Here is a 14,768-nt window from a genome sequence, read left to right on the forward strand (position 1 = left end):
ATAGAGGCCCAGCAAGCGTGCGAGGCCCGGATCGTGACCCGAACCACATTCCTTTTGATCAGCGTAGCCGTCATCGCCGTCCTGGCCTGCGGCCTCTATCTGGGTTTTGGCTATTTCCGCCTGCCGGAGGTGTCCATGGGCCTGCATGGCTGGATCGCATTGGGCCTGGGCACGGTCCTGTCCATCATTGTGGGCGGCGGACTGTCGGCCATCCTGATCATCAGCCGTCGCCGCGGCTTCGACGAGGCGGCCCACGAAGTCTATCGCCAGATCGATCCGGACCGGTTCGACTAGGCCGCGTCACTCAGCCAGCCGTCTGCTCGGCAATCCATTGCAGGAAGTCAGCATGGCTCGCCTCGGCCTCGACGGGCAGGGCGAGCAGGCAGGGCGTGTCATAGGGGTGCAGGGCCAGAATGCGGGCCTTCAGCGCGTCTATGCGGGCCTCCTGCGTCTTCAGGATCATTACGCATTCGCTGGCGGTTGCGATGGTGCCTTCCCAGCGATAGACGCTGATCATGCCCGGCAGCAGGTTGGCGCAGGCGCACAATCCGGCTTCCACCAGCTCACCGGCAGCCGCTTCGGCAGAGGCCGTGTCGGGCCAGGTCGTGTAGATCCATGTAAAACGCATGATGGTCATCCCTGCTGGTCTCATATTATAAGCCGCTCATGACGACCCGATCGACCGCCTCTTCCGCTCTTGTCCTGTTTTCCGGTGGACAGGATTCTGCCACCTGCCTGGCCTGGGCACTGGACCGCTATGAGCGTGTCGAAACCGTCGGCTTCGATTATGGCCAGCGGCACAGTGTTGAGCTGCAAGCCCGCCAGGATGTGCGGGCCGCCATGGCCAAGCTGCACGGCGGTGAGCGGCTGGGCGAGGATTTCGTGATTGACCTGACCGGCTATGGCGCCATCGCGGACAGCGCGCTCACGGCTGACCGGGCGATCGAGATGGAAGCGTCCGGCCTGCCGTCCACCTTTGTGCCGGGCCGCAATCTTGTCTTCCTCACGGTGGCGTCCGCTCTGGCCTATCGCCGCGGGCATGGCGTGCTGGTCGGTGGCATGTGCGAAACGGATTATTCCGGCTATCCCGATTGCCGCCGCACCACGATTGACGCCATGCAATCCGCCCTCTCGCTGGGCCTGGATACCGGCATGGCCGTCGAAACGCCGCTCATGCATCTGGACAAGGCGGAGACCTGGGCGCTGGCAGAGAGCCTGGGCGGGGCCGATCTGGTCGAGATCATCCGCACGCAAACCCATACCTGCTATCGCGGCGAACGCGGTGAGCTGCATGATTGGGGCTATGGCTGTGGCACCTGTCCGGCGTGCGAGCTGCGCGCCAAGGGCTGGCAGGCCTGGCCCGGTTCGGTTCCGGCATGAGCTATTCGGTCAAGGAAACCTTCCTGACCGTGCAGGGAGAGGGCGCCCAGGCGGGCCGTCCGGCGGTCTTCCTGCGCTTTGCCGGCTGCAATCTGTGGAACGGGCTGGAGCGGGACCGGGACACTGCGGTTTGCAATTTCTGCGACACGGATTTTGTCGGCATGGACGGGCCGGGCGGTGGACGTTTCACCACGCCGCAGGATCTGGTCGACCATGTTCGCGCCTATTGGCCGGATGCGCCGGGGCGCAAGCTGGTTGTCTGTACAGGCGGCGAGCCCTTGCTGCAGCTGGACGCGCCCCTGATCGACGCCCTGCATGCCGCCGGGTTCGAGATCGCCGTGGAGACGAATGGCACCATCGCCGCGCCGGACGGGATCGACTGGATTACCGTCAGCCCGAAGGGGACGGCCAAGGTCGTCCAGACCTCGGGCGATGAGCTCAAACTCGTCTATCCCCAGGCCGGTCTGGACCCGCAGGATTATACCGGCTGGAATTTCCGCCGCTTCTCGCTCCAGCCCATGGACGGGCCGGACATGATGGCCAATGCCCAGGCCGCCTTTGAATACTGCCTGGCGAACCCGACCTGGGCGCTCAGCCTGCAGACCCATAAATGGATCGGCGTCGACTAGGTGCCGGACAGACCCGGCATGGGGGCATCTCCCAGGCTTTGCACCAGGCGTTCGGAGAAGTGGGCGAAGGCCGTTCTCGTATCCGTCCAGACACCGGAGTCACCATCATTCGACGCGTCCGGATCGTGCCAGCTGAACGTATAGCGGGCGATCACTTCACCGCTTTCATCGACCAGCTCTGCCGTCAGATCAGCGCCGCCCGGCGTATGACTGGCATAGCTCAGATTGGGCATGCGCTGCAGCTGGGTCAGGGTTGGCCGGTTTGGCACGACATCGATCAGCGTGACGTTCAGCACGGTCGCCTGCAGGGCGATGCCATGCCAGTCGGTGGAAATCAGGGCCGCCTCCAGGTCTTCGCGGAGATAGCCGGCCAGTCGCGTCAATTCGCTTTCGCCCAGAAGGGCGGCCTTCTGGCGTAATTCATCGGAATATCCGATCCGGCCGATCTCGATCGATCCGGGTGCCAGGCTCTCATAGCGGGCGTCGAAAGCTTCCTGCGAGAGGGCCTGGGATGACAGTGTCAGTCCCATCAGGACAACGGCGAGAATGCGCATCTTGCACTCCTCCTATCCGCGTCCCCCTTTATGGTCGGAATCCTAGCACGCGGCGGCAGGCCCGTGGAGCGAAGCTTGTTGTGCACTGCGCAAGAAAAACGGGGCGTTCCGTCTGGAAACGCCCCGTTCTTCAATCACTTGTCCGTCGGAAATCAGGAGCCGGAAGCGTCCCGCTCCTCGATGCTTTCCCCGATATCATCGGCGAAGCGGCGGATCGTCCGGCGGGCATCCGTCCAGGTCGAATAACCGATCACGTCGCGGATATTATGGGTGCGCCAGGAATAGGCATAGCTCTCCAGCTCGACCCCATTGGCGTCCAGCAGATGGGCTTCCAGGCTGGCACCGCCGATCGAGACGGAGGAATGGTGCAGGCCGCGGCTGGCGGCTTGTTCCATGGTCGGACGGTTCGGCGTGGCGTCGAGGATGACGACATCCAGGACGAGGCCGTTCTCTCCGAGATGGTCACCCAGCTCCCGCTCGAGCGCTTCGCGCATTTCGCTGGCCAGATACTCCAGCTCGCGCTGGCCGTACTCGTCGGCCTTCTCCTGCAGCGCCTCGCCGAAACGGATCTCGGCAATCGATACCGGCTCACCGGCCAGCGTCGGGGCTGTCAGGGCAGCCATGGCAAAAAAGGCAGTGATGGTGCGCTTCATGTGCGCCTCCTTGTCGTCTGCAACCCGTCCCTCGAGGGGCAGGTTAACAGAGCCGGGCATGGAGGTGAAATGAAAGCCTGGAAAGGATCGGTTCGCGCGACCTAGCGGTCGTCGTCATCATCCCCGTCCGGGATCACGACATCGACGGCCTTGCCGGCCACGCCGACGGCCGCACCGGCCGTCCCGATCGCGACATCGGCCGCCAGTGCGGTTGCCCCGACGACAAGACAGCCCTGCAGGAGCGGGGCGAGAAGGCAAACAAGGACAAGGCCGCGGACAGCGCGCATGATCGGTCTCCGGTCAGATCAGCGTCCGGTGTGCCATGCACCGGGTTTCCGCAAGGTGAAAACAGTCTGACGCGTGGCTCTACCGTCCCTCGCGCCACCAGCCCAGGCCCAGCAGGAAGGCCAGGACCAGCACGACCGGCAAGCCCGGCAGGAGCGGGATACGGGTGGAGGTCCGCACGATATAGCGCTCGTTTCGGGTCAGGCCGAGCCAGTTGCGGCCGGCCTGGTCGGCACCCGCCCGCGTACGGCGCAGGTTTGGCAGATTGGCGTCGGCGCCATCGCCCACGGCAAAGCTTCCGCCCAGCCCGGCGGCCACGAAGGGTTCCAGAAGATCGCGGGTCGGTCGCAGATCGGCATATTCCGCCGGATTGATCGGACCGAGGGCGGCCACAGTGGTCAGCTGGCCGGAGCGCAGGCGGACCAGGCCGGAGCCTTCCGCCGACAGGCGCGTCTCATAGCGGCCATTGCCGATCTCCGCCATCGTCGCCGTGTCGGTCCGGCCATCGGGCCAGGTGATCTCCAGCGGCGGGGCTTGGTCGGCCAGGGTGACCCGGTCGACATGCAGCTCGCCATCCGTGGCAAAGGCGGTGAGGCGTTCCTCATCCAGTTCCGGTTCGCGCATCAGCCAGTGGGCGACCCGGCGGAACATTTCCGCATAGGGACCGCCGCCTTCGAAGCCGCGCGCCCAGAGCCAGGTCTGGTCACTCATCACGATCGCGGCGCGGCCCTCGCCAGAGCGCTGCACAACGAGGAGCGGATCCCCGTCCGGGGTTTCCAGCAGGGTTTCCCCGCCCAGCGCCGTGCCATGGATGTGGCGCAGCCAGCGGCCCCATTGCGGCGTCTCGGCACCACCATCCAGACCGGCGGTCACCGGGTGGCGCATGCCGGTATCGGTGGTTTCCGGCGTGAAGCCGTTCTCGGTTATATAGCCCGTCGGACGCACCGGCAGCACAGCCGCCAGCGGCGTGCGGTAAAGGCTCGGCGCACCGGCAAAGGGCGGACCCGCCGTCACCAGCAGCGCCCCACCATTTTCCACATAGCGAGCGATATAGTCGAAATAGAGTGGCGGCATGATATTGCGCCGGCGATAGCGGTCGAAAATGACCAGATCGAACTCGCTCAGACGCTCCACGAAGAGTTCCTGGACCGGGAAACCGATCAGGGCCAGCTCTTCCACCGGGGTGGCGTCCCGCCGGTCTGGCGGCCGCAGGATGGTGAAGTGGACGAGATCGACGGACGGGTCGGACTTCAAGAGGTCGCGCCAGGCGCGGGCCCCATTGTGCGGCTCGCCGGTAACCAGAAGGACACGCAGACGGTCACGCACACCATTCACCGAGACCGCGGCCCGGTTATTGATCAGGGAAAGCTCCTGCGGTCCGGCTTCCACCTCGGCTTCGATGACATTCTGGCCGCGGCGTTCCACAGGCACTTCCACACGGGTGGAGCGGCCGATCGGGATGCGGTGGGTCTGCGGATCGCCGCCTTCAAAACGGAAGGACACCATGGCCGTGCCCTGCATCGACTCATCCTCGACGCGGATCACGAACTGCACCGTATTGCCGACAATCCCGTAGCGCGGGGCTTCCTCGATCACCAGGCGGCGGTCTCCGGCAGAGACATCCCCCGTCATGACATGGTGGAAGGGCGCGTCCAGATTGATGGCGTCCGGACTGGACGGCGCATCATGGATCTGGCCGTCCGTCACGGCGACCACACCGGCAATCCGGTCCGGCGGCGCACTGGCCAGCGCGGCATTGATCCCGTCGAACAGCATCGTGCCATCGGCGCTCTCGGAGGCTTCCACCTCGATCAGGTCGAGCAGCGGATCGCTCTCGGCTTCCCGGCGCAGGGCTTCGGCCATCGCCTCGGCGGCTTCATTGCGGCCGCCCACATTCATCGAGGCGGAGCGGTCGGTCACCAGGATGGCGACATCGGCCAGCGGATCGCGTTCCTCTTCCACCAGCGAGGGATTGGCCAGGACCAGCGTGATGCCGGCAATGGCCAGGCTGCGCCAGATCCAGCCGGACAGGCGCTGCAGAGCACCGGCCAGCGTCGCCAGCAGGGCAAACCCGGCCAGGCCGGCAATCACCGTCCAGGGCAGGAGCGGCGCAAAATCGAGAGCTGTCACACTCGCACTCATTGGCCCAGCCTCTCGAGAATGTCGGGAACATGGACCTGGTCGGCCTTGTAATTGCCGGTCAGCGCGTACATCGCGATGTTCACGCCGAAGCGCACAGCCATTTCGCGCTGGCGTTCGCCGCCCTCAACGGGCGCCATGGCCTCACCGCGATCACCCTGGGCCCAGGCCGAAGCCCAGTCATGCGCACCGATGATCACGCCGGACGTGCCATCGCGCGAAGCCCCGTTGGGATTGGCTTCCACCCAGACCGGGCTGCCGGAATAGCGGCCCGGGAATTCCTGCAGCAGATAGAAGGCACGCGTCAGGACATGATCCGGCGGGATCTGCGCCAGCGGCGGCACATCGATGCTTTCCAGCACATTGATCAGGCCAGGATGCGGCGCACCGGCGCGCAGCATGGCGACATCGGCATCCTGCGTGTCGAACACGATCAGCCCGCCCGATTGCAGATAGGCACTGACGCGTTCCGCGGTTTCCGGGGCCAGGGGCTGGGCGTCCGTCGCGACCGGCCAGTAGATCAGCGGGAAGAAGAGCAGCGGGTCGGTATCGATATTCACGCCCATGGGCTCGGACGGCTCCATCGCGCTGCGGCGTGTGATCTCGCGGCTCAGTCCGACCAGGCCGGCCTCGCTACGTTGGTCGAGTGCGGCATCACCGGTGCGCACATAGGCAAAGCGCAGGGCGAGGGCGGCCTCCATGGCGAAACTGTCATCGCTGGGCGCATCCTGGGCGCGGGCCTGCGGGGCACCGGGCAGGGCGGCCAGGCCCAGCAGTACGGCCGCTGCCGCGCCACCGATCCGCAAATTGGCCAGGCGTCCGGCCAGCAGAAGCGCTACCAGTACATCCAGCGCCAGCAGGACCAGGGCCGCCGCCAACAGGCTGGCGTCGAAGCGGATCGGGCGCGGACCATCCAGTCCGGCAAAGACCGCACCGGGCAGATCGCGGGGCAGGGCCTCCACGCGTGTATCATCCTGGATGACATTGAGAGCCGAGGAGGCTGGTCCCAGCCGGTAGAGGCCGGGCGGGGTCGCCGGGCTCGGACGGGTATTCGCCAGGGCGTCCGCCGGAACCGGACGGGCTGAGGCGGGGGCGTTGGCCAGCTGGCCCTGCGCATCCAGCGCACGATCCAGCACCCAGGCACCATTGGCCGGCGTGGCCGCAGAACTGCCCTGGGCCAGCCCCATCAGGCGCTGCATCATGCGCGGGAAAAGACCGGTCAGTGGCAGATCGGACCATTCCGGGCTCGCTGTGACGTGGAAGAGCACGATCCAGCCGCGGGCCCGGCGTTCAGCCGTCACCAGCGGAGTTCCGTCTTCCAGCCGCGCCCAGACCTTGTCCGGTGTCGCCGAACCCGGCTGAGCCAGGACCTGGCGGTCCACGGTCGCAGACCGGTCCACCGGCAGTCCGGAGAAGGGCGAACCGGCCGGGAAGTCGGCCAGGTTCTGCGGCTCTTCCCAATTCAGCGCACCACCGAACAGGCGTCCGCCCTCACGCAGTTCAACCGGCAGGAGATCATCACCCCGTGCGGCCAGACGCGGGCCGGCAAAACGGATCAGCACACCGCCTTCATTCACGAAAGTCTCGATACGCTCATCATCAGAGCGCGCCTCGTCTGTCATGATCAGGATGGAAGGCTCGGCGGCCAGCAGGTCGTCGAGATGACCGCGGATCAGCTCGGCCCGGTCGGTGAGGGCACTCTGGATATAGTGCAGATCGGACAGGAGGGGCTGGCCATCGCGGGCGGTCAGTTCAATCAGGCCGACGCGCGGACGCTGCCAGCTATCGCCCAGCAGGTGCACGGCGGCGGCCGACGCGCTGCCATCCAGGCGCAGGCTGGCAATCCGGTTGCGCAGGTCCAGCGGCAGGGAAATATTCGCCGTTGCCGAGCCCGACCCGGCCTCAATGGTCACATCGCGGCGTGCCAGGGCGCGGCCATCACTGCCGATGGCCGTAATGCCCACGGTCCGCGGCAGATCGGTCGGCGCGCGGCGCACATCCACCGTGAAACCGTCAGCCGAGGTTTCCGGCGGAGCAATCGCCAGGGCCGCGCGTCCGCTATCGGGTTCCAGCACCCGCAGATCGCCCAATTGCGACAAGGTGCGCGCCAGGCGGGCATCATCCGGCGAGGCCAGACCATCGCTCAGCCAGGTCACGGCCAGCTCGCCGTCCAGCTCGCCATTCTCGCGGGCGGCCATGACACGATCAGCCAGATTGTCCCGATCTGCCGGCCAGGATTGCGGCTCGGCGGTTTCCAGGATGCGGCGCGCCGTGTCGGCATCGGCCAGGCGCAGGGTCGGGTGGGCCTGACCGGTCTCGGCTGTCGTGGCCAGGGCCACCGGCCGGCCTTCGCGGTCGGCTTCATCGATCAGGCGGTTCGCTTCGCGCTGGAGATCACTCCAGGCAGCCGCACTGCCCCAGCCATTATCCAGCACGATCAGCGCCGGACGCGTCTCATTCTCTACGCTCGGCGGAGTCCAGACCGGACGGGCCAGGGCGATAATGATCAGCGCGGCGATCAGCAGGCGGAACAGGATCAGCCACCAGGGCGCGTGCTGCGGGGTTTCCGCATCATCCGGAGCGCCCAGCAGGAGGCGCAGCGGCGGGAAGATCGCGCGGCGCGGGGCGGGCGGTGTGGCACGCAGCAGGAACCAGAGTGCCGGCAGGGCCAGCAATCCGGCCAGGGCCAGCGGAGCGGCGAAGGAGAGAGGGCCGAGCGCAAACATGCCGGTCAGACGTCCTGTGCCAGGGTTCGATAAAGGCTCAGCACGGCGCTGGTGGCCGGCCGGTCCGTCCGGTGGGTGATCAGCGTCCAGCCGAACTGGCGGGCCAGGGCGGTCAGGCGTTCCCCCTGTTCCTGCCAGCGCGCGCGATAGGCCTTGCGCGCCTCTTCGGCGCGGCCGAACAGCAGCGTCTCGCCGGACCCCGGGGCTTCAAACCGGGTGCGGCCGGAATAGGGGAAGTCCTCTTCCGCCGGATCGACAATCCGCAGCAGGACACCATTGGCTTCCATCGCTGCAAAGCGGGACAGGCGCGCCTGCCAGGTTTCCGGCGGGTCCAGGAAGTCGCTGGCGAGCACGATGCGGGAGAAGCGCGCCACATGCGGGGCTTCCACGGAACTTGCAGCGCCAGGTCCGGTGACCAGGCGGCGCGAGACGCGTTCCAGGCCGAGTGCGCCGGTACGGGCAATCGCGCTTTCGCCGAGTACGGACACGCGCTCTCCGCCCTGGGTCAGCAGGGCTGCGACAGCGATCAGGCAGACCGCGGCGCGATCCGCCTTGCTGGCCAGATTGCGGCTGGAGGCAAATTGCATGGAGGGCGAGCCATCGCGCCAGAGGGAAACCGTATTGGCAGCTTCCCATTCATTTTGACGCACAAAGAGTTGGTCGGTCTTGGCGGATTGACGCCAGTCGACCGCGGCACGGCCGTCTTCGGGACGGTGATGGCGATATTGCCAGAAGGTCTCACCGATACCGGAGCGCCGGCGGCCATGCACACCTTGGGCGACGGTCGCGGCAATGCGATCCGCCTCCGCGAGCAGGGAGGGCAGGCGTGCCGCGGCATCCTCGCCCTCATGGCGAAGTGCAACGACCCGGGCCTCGGTATGACGATCCGTGCCCTGGGACATGGATCAGGCCGCCCGGTCAGCCAGCGATTTGATCAGGCCTTCCAGCGTGTGTCCGTCGGCGCGTGCGGCGAAGGACAGGGCCATGCGGTGTTTCAGGACTGGTTCGGCCAGCGCCGCCACATCCTCGGTGGACGGGGCGAGGCGGCCGCGCAGCAGGGCACGGGCGCGGCAGGCCAGCATCAGGGCCTGGCCGGCACGCGGGCCGGGACCCCAGGAAACACCTTCGCGCACGGCTTCCACATCCGAATCATCCGGACGCGCCAGGCGTAGCAAGTCGAGAATGGCATCCAGCACGCGCTCACCGACCGGCATGCGGCGCACCAGGGATTGCAATTTCAGGATTTCGTCCGGGCTGAGCACTTCGACGGCGTCCTGGCTTTCGGCGCCGGTCGTTGCCATCAAGACGGCGCGTTCGGCGTCGCGCGACGGGTAGGGAATGTCCACGCGCAGCAGGAAACGGTCGAGCTGGGCTTCCGGCAGCGGATACGTGCCTTCCTGCTCCACCGGGTTCTGGGTGGCCAGGACGTGGAAGGGCTGGGGCAGGTCGTGGCGTTCACCGGCGACGGTGACATGGTGTTCCTGCATGGCCTGCAGCAGGGCCGCCTGGGTACGCGGGCTGGCGCGGTTGATCTCGTCAGCCATCAGGAGGCGACAGAAGATCGGGCCCGGCAGGAAGCGGAAATGACGCTTGCCGTCATCGCTTTCCTCGAGGATTTCGGAACCGAGGATATCGGCCGGCATCAGGTCCGGCGTGAACTGGATGCGCTTGGTGTCGAGGCCGGTCGCGATGGCGATCGTCTGAACCAGGCGGGTCTTGGCCAGGCCCGGCGCGCCGACCAGCAGGGTGTGACCGCCTGCCAGGATGGCCGCGAGGCACAATTCGATCTCGTCCTCGAGGCCGAAAATGACGCGTCCAATGGACTCCTTGACCGCTTTCAGTCGCTCGGTTGCGGCATCGGCTTCTGCAATAAGCTCCGCCCCGGGTTCATTCGTGTCGGTCATCGTCCTACATTCCCTTGCGATACAGACATGATCTATAGGCCATAATGCTCAAAACGAGCATGGCGTCGCACATGAAAGCTGTCCATGCCTTCCACCGCTACAACACGTGATCCGATGCAGTCCCTGCTCAAGGCCGCCCGCGAAGCGGGGGACGGCCTGCCGCCGGTCGAGCGCTGGCATCCGGAGTATTGCGGCGAGATGGACATGGTCATCAAGCGCGATGGAACTTGGTGGCATGAAGGCACGCGGATTACACGTGACCGTCTTGTAAGGCTTTTTTCCACCATCCTGCGCAAGGACGAGGACGGGCAGACCTATCTCGTCACCCCGGTCGAGAAGATCGGCATCACGGTGGAAACCGCGCCTTTCATTGCCACACGGGTGGATGCGGTCGGTTCCGGACGGGAGCAATCCCTGGTTTTCACGACCAATATGGGGGATCTCGCCGAGGCTGGACCGGAGCATCCGATCGATGTGCAATTTGATGCAGAAACCGGCGAACCGACCCCGCTTGTCCGGGTGCGCGGGCGTCTGGATGCGCTGATGGCCCGCCCCGTCTTCTATGAACTTGCCGAACTGGCCGAGGAGAAGGATGGGGTGATGGGAGTCTGGAGCGGGGGCGAATTCTATCCGCTGGGGGGCGTCGATGGAGACAGCTGACGCTCTGATCGAACGGCTTAAATCCCGTCTCGACCCGATTGATGCACCGCTGGAGCCTCCGGCACGCAGTGATGGCGATCTCAATGGCGGTTTCCCCACGCCGCAGGGGGAGTTGCGGCAGGCGGCTGTGCTGGCTCCTTTGATCCTGCATGCGGGAGCACCACGCCTTTTGCTGACCGAGCGCGCCGCGCACCTGCCCAAACATCCCGGACAGATATCCTTCCCCGGTGGCAGTATCGATCCGGGCGGGGAAAGCCCGGCGGAGGCGGCCGTGCGTGAACTGGAAGAGGAAGTCGGGATCAGCGCGACCCATGTCGAACTGATCGGGCGTTTCGACGGGTACCGGACCGGCACAGGATTCCACATCACACCCTTCGTGGGCGTGCTTCGTCCCGGTTACACGGTTCGGCCCGACCCCAGTGAAGTGGCGGATGTGTTCGAAACGCCCTTTGCCTTTCTGATGGATCCGGGCAATCACCAGAAACATGCCCGTGAATGGCAGGGCGTGATGCGTCACTATTACGCCATGCCCTGGCAGGACCGCTATATCTGGGGCGCCACCGCCGGCATGCTGAAATCCCTGCACGACAGGCTATATGGATAGATCATGGTTCGTATCACACTGATCGAAATCGCCTCCTTCCTGGTGCCCTTCCTGCTGTTCTTCGTTTGGCGGTGGCAGACCCGGGCGGATGTGAAACTAACGGCGACACCGGCCCTGAAACTGGGTCTGGCGGGAGCCCTGCTGGCGATCCTGGTGCTGATCATCATGGTTGTGCTGGAAAGTGTCCGCGGCGGTCATGCCGGGGACCAGTACGTGCCGCCGCGCCTGGAAAACGGCCGTGTCGTGCCGGGGCATTTCGTGCCCGAAGATGAGCCGGATGATGATGACAGCCCGGTGGATGACGAGCCGCAATGAGCACAGCAGCGTCGGTTCCGCACCGCCTCGATCCCGCAGACCATGACTGGATGAGCGCCCCGGCCACGCGCCGCGTGATGGCCGCGCTTGAGGCGGCCTGTCCGGGGGGCAGCCGGTTTGTCGGCGGCTGCGTACGCAATGCGCTGCTGGGAAAACCGGTCGCCGATGTCGATATCGCCACCCAGCTCCTCCCCGATGAAACGATCGCTGCGGCCCGGGCTGCCGGTCTCAGGCCGGTGCCCACGGGCAAGGCGCATGGCACCATCACCATTGTCTGCGATGGGGAGCCCTTCGAAGTCACCACCTTGCGCCGGGATGTGGAGACGGATGGTCGCCGCGCCGTGGTCGCCTTCACGAAGGACTGGGCGGAGGATGCCCAGCGCCGGGATTTTCGTCTCAACGCGCTCTATGCGGATGCCGACGGCGTGATTCTCGACCCGACCGGCGGTCTCAAAGATGTGGAAAACCGGCGCTTCGTTTTCGTCGGATCTGCAGAAAACCGCATCCGTGAAGATTATCTGCGCATCCTCCGCTTCTTCCGTTTTGAAGCCTGGTACGGGTCCGGTTCGCTGGATGTTGCCGGGCTTGAAGCTGCCGCCAAGCTTCAGGAAGGCTTGGATAATCTTTCGGCAGAACGGGTCTGGTCCGAGTTCAAGAAACTGCTCGCCGCCCCCGACCCGGGTGCCGTGATTGCCGTGATGTCCGAGGCGGGAATCCTGACGCGAATTCTCGGAGTGAACGGATCCTTAAGAGTCCTGACCGGTATCATTGCCCAAGATGTAGAATACGGTTTAGCGCCCGATTCGCTTTTGCGGTTTGCGGCGCTTGCCGATGGCGGACCGGAAAGGATCAAGACCATGGCAGCCAAGCTGAGAATGTCGAATGCCGAAGCGCGCCGGCTTTCGGGTGCTGTTGACCCGTCGGCCCGTGAAGATGTCACCGAAGCCTTCTCCGATCTCGCCGCCGCCGAGCGTGCGCTGATGACGCTGGGGGCCCGTGCCTTTGAAGACCAGGTCCGCCTGCAGGCCGCCGGGGAAGTCGCCCCGCCGCCGCGTGACTGGACCCTGCTGGCCAAGTTTGCCCGCGAATGGAAAGAGCCGGACTTCCCGGTGAAGGGTGGCGATCTCATCCTTCTGGGTTACGAACCGGGCCCGATGCTGGGCGATGCCATGGACGAGCTGAAAGCGCACTGGATTGCCGAGCGCTTCGAGCCGACCAAGGAAGAGCTCCTTGCCAAGCTGAGCCAGCACTGAAAAACAGGCGGTTCAATCCACAGAAAAACCCCGGCTCTTGAGCCGGGGTTTTTTGTGTCTGGCTGCTGGCGTGTCGTCAGATGTCCAGGTTCAGATACATCGCCGTGAAGGCCAGCGTGTCGACGATGCCGTGGGCCAGGATGTTCGGCCAGAGATTGCGCTTGTTGAGCAGGTAGAGCGCACCCAAGGCCAGGCCGATCATGCCGGTCGTAAAGAGGCCCTGGATACCCTGATAATAGGCATGGGCGATACCGAAGATGAGGGCCGGGATCAGGATCGAGACGAAGCTGGCCCAGCGGGCGTCCGGCAGGAGCTTGCCGACCCGGTCGATCAGATAACCGCGGAAGAAGATTTCTTCGCCAAAGGCGGCACTCGTCCAGGCAATCGCCAGCCAGGTGAGATAGACGGGCAGATTGCCCTGGATATTGCCCCAGCGCGCTTCCACGCCCTCGGCATCCCCCTCAACCGACCAGAAGCCCAGGAAATCGCCCAGATAGGCGGTGCCGGCCCCGATGCCGATAATGGCGATTGTCGCCAGCAGGCCCTGGGGCAGGATCAGCGGGAAGGACCACCAGCGGCGCAGGCGGCGCAGGCCGAAGCTGGACCAGCTTTCTTTCCGCAAACAGGTGATCACGCCGATCGTCGCCAGGGTGAAGGCGAGGGAGATCGGTCCGGCATATTTCCAGGCGACCTGGTCGAAGATGAGCTTGGTCGAGATCAGCACGCCCATTACCAGGGCGATCTCGAGAATCAGGCCGAGTCGTCCGGGCTGGACGGGCGCGGTCTGGGCGGGGGAGGCAGCAATCATGTCTTTTTGTCCTTCAAGGCGCGCGCGGCGCGATCAGTGAAGGACAGTCTGATCCAGGCGGCCCGTCGGGTCTTGAATGATCGTGCGGCGCCATTGGCCCGGCGAGATGCCATAGGCGGCCTTGAACTGGCGCGTCATGTGGGCCTGGTCGGCAAAACCGGCATCCATGGCGGCATCGGCCAGCCGGTCGCCCGACAGCACGCCAGCCCGCACCCGGTCCAGACGGCGCAGGGTGAGATAGCGGCCCGGCGAGGTGCCGCGCACGGCCCGGAAGCCACGACATAATTGCCAGCGATCCAGTCCGGTCTCCTGTTCCAGCCTGGCCAGGGAAATCCCGTCTTCCAGATGGTCCTCGATCAGCGTGCAGGCGAGATCGACCTGTTCGCGGACAAAGCGCTGCACCGGGGCCGGCGCGTCGCACAAGGCATCCAGCGCCTGGGCGAGGTCGATCAGGGCGGTTTCGGTTTCCAGCGCGGAGGCGGTGTCCGGCAGGGCGTGCAGTGTCTTCACGGCGCGGACCAGGTCCGCGTCGCGGCTGATCCCGCCTGGCAGGAAGGGCAGGCCCTGTCCCGGGCGCAGTTTGACCAGCCAGTCCGGACGCAGGGTCACGGCCAGGTAGCCGAACCCGTCTTCCGTGCCCGGCCGTCCGTCATGCAGCTCGTCCGGATGCAGGACGACAACGCCGCCCGGCTGCGAATGGCGTGTCTCACCGCGATAATCAAAGCTCTGTACGCCATGCAGCGTCAGCGCCAGCGTGTAGGTGTCATGCCGGTGCGGCGCAAAGGCCGTATCGACCAGTTCCGCGCGGAAACGCTGGAAGGGGCGGTCGGTCGGCAGGGTTTCGGTCGGCTCGGGCAC

At 65.6% G+C, this 14,768-nt stretch carries 17 protein-coding genes; 7 read left to right on the forward strand and 10 right to left on the reverse strand.

Annotated features, from left to right (window positions below):
- The first annotated feature begins 33 nt into the window (after positions 1-33).
- The gene (locus tag I0K07_RS10010; protein WP_203292944.1) at positions 34-294 is read left to right on the forward strand and encodes a hypothetical protein; all 261 of its coding nucleotides are present in this window, start codon (positions 34-36) and stop codon (positions 292-294) included.
- Between the two features lie 10 nt (positions 295-304).
- Here I0K07_RS10010 and cutA read toward each other — a convergent pair whose 3' ends face one another.
- Positions 305-628, reverse strand: a complete 324-nt coding sequence (gene cutA / locus I0K07_RS10015) for a divalent-cation tolerance protein CutA (RefSeq protein ID WP_203292946.1) — start codon at positions 626-628, stop codon at positions 305-307.
- A gap of 38 nt (positions 629-666) precedes the next feature.
- Between cutA and queC the strand changes: the two genes are divergently transcribed.
- Both queC and queE read left to right on the forward strand, forming a co-directional pair.
- A complete protein-coding gene (queC, locus tag I0K07_RS10020; protein WP_203292948.1) occupies positions 667-1,380 on the forward strand; it encodes a 7-cyano-7-deazaguanine synthase QueC in 714 nt (237 codons plus the stop codon).
- Complete coding sequence (gene queE, locus I0K07_RS10025; protein WP_203292950.1) at positions 1,377-2,009, forward strand: 7-carboxy-7-deazaguanine synthase; 633 nt, start codon at positions 1,377-1,379, stop codon at positions 2,007-2,009. Before queC ends, queE begins: the two co-directional genes overlap by 4 nt.
- Here the strand turns inward: queE and I0K07_RS10030 are convergent.
- The 7 genes from I0K07_RS10030 to I0K07_RS10060 all read right to left on the reverse strand — a co-directional run bounded on the left by I0K07_RS10030 (position 2,006) and on the right by I0K07_RS10060 (position 10,270).
- On the reverse strand, positions 2,006-2,563 hold the full coding sequence (locus I0K07_RS10030) for a hypothetical protein (RefSeq protein WP_203292952.1): 558 nt from the start codon (positions 2,561-2,563) through the stop codon (positions 2,006-2,008). The genes queE and I0K07_RS10030 overlap by 4 nt on opposite strands.
- 152 nt (positions 2,564-2,715) lie before the next feature.
- Positions 2,716-3,216 carry a hypothetical protein gene (locus tag I0K07_RS10035; RefSeq protein WP_203292954.1) on the reverse strand — a complete coding sequence of 167 codons (501 nt, stop codon included), beginning with the start codon at positions 3,214-3,216 and terminating at the stop codon, positions 2,716-2,718.
- Positions 3,217-3,317: 101 nt separating this feature from the next.
- A complete protein-coding gene (locus tag I0K07_RS10040) occupies positions 3,318-3,503 on the reverse strand; it encodes a hypothetical protein (protein ID WP_203292956.1) in 186 nt (61 codons plus the stop codon).
- A gap of 79 nt (positions 3,504-3,582) precedes the next feature.
- A complete protein-coding gene (locus tag I0K07_RS10045) occupies positions 3,583-5,631 on the reverse strand; it encodes a glutamine amidotransferase (protein ID WP_338041055.1) in 2,049 nt (682 codons plus the stop codon).
- An 8-nt stretch (positions 5,632-5,639) separates the two neighbouring features.
- Positions 5,640-8,366, reverse strand: a complete 2,727-nt coding sequence (locus I0K07_RS10050) for a DUF4159 domain-containing protein (protein WP_203292959.1) — start codon at positions 8,364-8,366, stop codon at positions 5,640-5,642.
- A gap of 5 nt (positions 8,367-8,371) precedes the next feature.
- A complete protein-coding gene (locus I0K07_RS10055; protein WP_203292961.1) occupies positions 8,372-9,268 on the reverse strand; it encodes a DUF58 domain-containing protein in 897 nt (298 codons plus the stop codon).
- A 3-nt stretch (positions 9,269-9,271) separates the two neighbouring features.
- Positions 9,272-10,270 (reverse strand): AAA family ATPase, encoded by a 999-nt coding sequence (locus I0K07_RS10060; RefSeq protein WP_203292963.1) that lies wholly within the window; start codon positions 10,268-10,270, stop codon positions 9,272-9,274.
- Positions 10,271-10,354: 84 nt separating this feature from the next.
- Between I0K07_RS10060 and I0K07_RS10065 the strand changes: the two genes are divergently transcribed.
- Genes I0K07_RS10065 through I0K07_RS10080 form a run of 4 tightly spaced genes read left to right on the forward strand, consistent with a single transcriptional unit; the run spans position 10,355 to position 13,102 of the window.
- Complete coding sequence (locus I0K07_RS10065; protein ID WP_238934754.1) at positions 10,355-10,930, forward strand: DUF1285 domain-containing protein; 576 nt, start codon at positions 10,355-10,357, stop codon at positions 10,928-10,930.
- Positions 10,917-11,534, forward strand: a complete 618-nt coding sequence (locus tag I0K07_RS10070; protein ID WP_203292965.1) for an NUDIX hydrolase — start codon at positions 10,917-10,919, stop codon at positions 11,532-11,534. Before I0K07_RS10065 ends, I0K07_RS10070 begins: the two co-directional genes overlap by 14 nt.
- A 3-nt stretch (positions 11,535-11,537) precedes the next feature.
- Positions 11,538-11,849 (forward strand): DUF6111 family protein, encoded by a 312-nt coding sequence (locus tag I0K07_RS10075; protein WP_203292967.1) that lies wholly within the window; start codon positions 11,538-11,540, stop codon positions 11,847-11,849.
- Entirely contained in the window at positions 11,846-13,102 is a 1,257-nt protein-coding gene (locus tag I0K07_RS10080; protein ID WP_203292969.1) for a CCA tRNA nucleotidyltransferase, read from the forward strand. The genes I0K07_RS10075 and I0K07_RS10080 overlap by 4 nt, the downstream gene beginning before the upstream one ends.
- A 76-nt stretch (positions 13,103-13,178) precedes the next feature.
- Here the strand turns inward: I0K07_RS10080 and I0K07_RS10085 are convergent, their stop codons facing one another.
- Both I0K07_RS10085 and I0K07_RS10090 read right to left on the reverse strand, forming a co-directional pair.
- Positions 13,179-13,910 (reverse strand): CPBP family intramembrane glutamic endopeptidase, encoded by a 732-nt coding sequence (locus tag I0K07_RS10085; RefSeq protein ID WP_203292971.1) that lies wholly within the window; start codon positions 13,908-13,910, stop codon positions 13,179-13,181.
- Between the two features lie 33 nt (positions 13,911-13,943).
- On the reverse strand, positions 13,944-14,768 hold the full coding sequence (locus I0K07_RS10090) for an AraC family ligand binding domain-containing protein (protein WP_203292973.1): 825 nt from the start codon (positions 14,766-14,768) through the stop codon (positions 13,944-13,946).

The sequence above is a fragment of the Maricaulis parjimensis genome (assembly GCF_016817355.1).
In the GTDB taxonomy this organism is placed as follows: Bacteria; Pseudomonadota; Alphaproteobacteria; order Caulobacterales; family Maricaulaceae; genus Maricaulis; species Maricaulis parjimensis.

What these genes read in the sequence shown, in the direction of transcription:
- I0K07_RS10040 (WP_203292956.1), bottom strand. Translation starts at nt 3,503, where the DNA reads ATGCGCGCTGTCCGCGGCCTTGTCCTTGTTTGCCTTCTCGCCCCGCTC.
- I0K07_RS10075 (WP_203292967.1), top strand. Translation starts at nt 11,538, where the DNA reads ATGGTTCGTATCACACTGATCGAAATCGCCTCCTTCCTGGTGCCCTTC.
- cutA (WP_203292946.1), bottom strand. Translation starts at nt 628, where the DNA reads ATGCGTTTTACATGGATCTACACGACCTGGCCCGACACGGCCTCTGCC.
- queC (WP_203292948.1), top strand. Translation starts at nt 667, where the DNA reads ATGACGACCCGATCGACCGCCTCTTCCGCTCTTGTCCTGTTTTCCGGT.
- I0K07_RS10030 (WP_203292952.1), bottom strand. Translation starts at nt 2,563, where the DNA reads ATGCGCATTCTCGCCGTTGTCCTGATGGGACTGACACTGTCATCCCAG.
- I0K07_RS10080 (WP_203292969.1), top strand. Translation starts at nt 11,846, where the DNA reads ATGAGCACAGCAGCGTCGGTTCCGCACCGCCTCGATCCCGCAGACCAT.
- queE (WP_203292950.1), top strand. Translation starts at nt 1,377, where the DNA reads ATGAGCTATTCGGTCAAGGAAACCTTCCTGACCGTGCAGGGAGAGGGC.
- I0K07_RS10055 (WP_203292961.1), bottom strand. Translation starts at nt 9,268, where the DNA reads ATGTCCCAGGGCACGGATCGTCATACCGAGGCCCGGGTCGTTGCACTT.
- I0K07_RS10060 (WP_203292963.1), bottom strand. Translation starts at nt 10,270, where the DNA reads ATGACCGACACGAATGAACCCGGGGCGGAGCTTATTGCAGAAGCCGAT.
- I0K07_RS10070 (WP_203292965.1), top strand. Translation starts at nt 10,917, where the DNA reads ATGGAGACAGCTGACGCTCTGATCGAACGGCTTAAATCCCGTCTCGAC.
- I0K07_RS10065 (WP_238934754.1), top strand. Translation starts at nt 10,355, where the DNA reads ATGCCTTCCACCGCTACAACACGTGATCCGATGCAGTCCCTGCTCAAG.
- I0K07_RS10050 (WP_203292959.1), bottom strand. Translation starts at nt 8,366, where the DNA reads ATGTTTGCGCTCGGCCCTCTCTCCTTCGCCGCTCCGCTGGCCCTGGCC.
- I0K07_RS10085 (WP_203292971.1), bottom strand. Translation starts at nt 13,910, where the DNA reads ATGATTGCTGCCTCCCCCGCCCAGACCGCGCCCGTCCAGCCCGGACGA.
- I0K07_RS10035 (WP_203292954.1), bottom strand. Translation starts at nt 3,216, where the DNA reads ATGAAGCGCACCATCACTGCCTTTTTTGCCATGGCTGCCCTGACAGCC.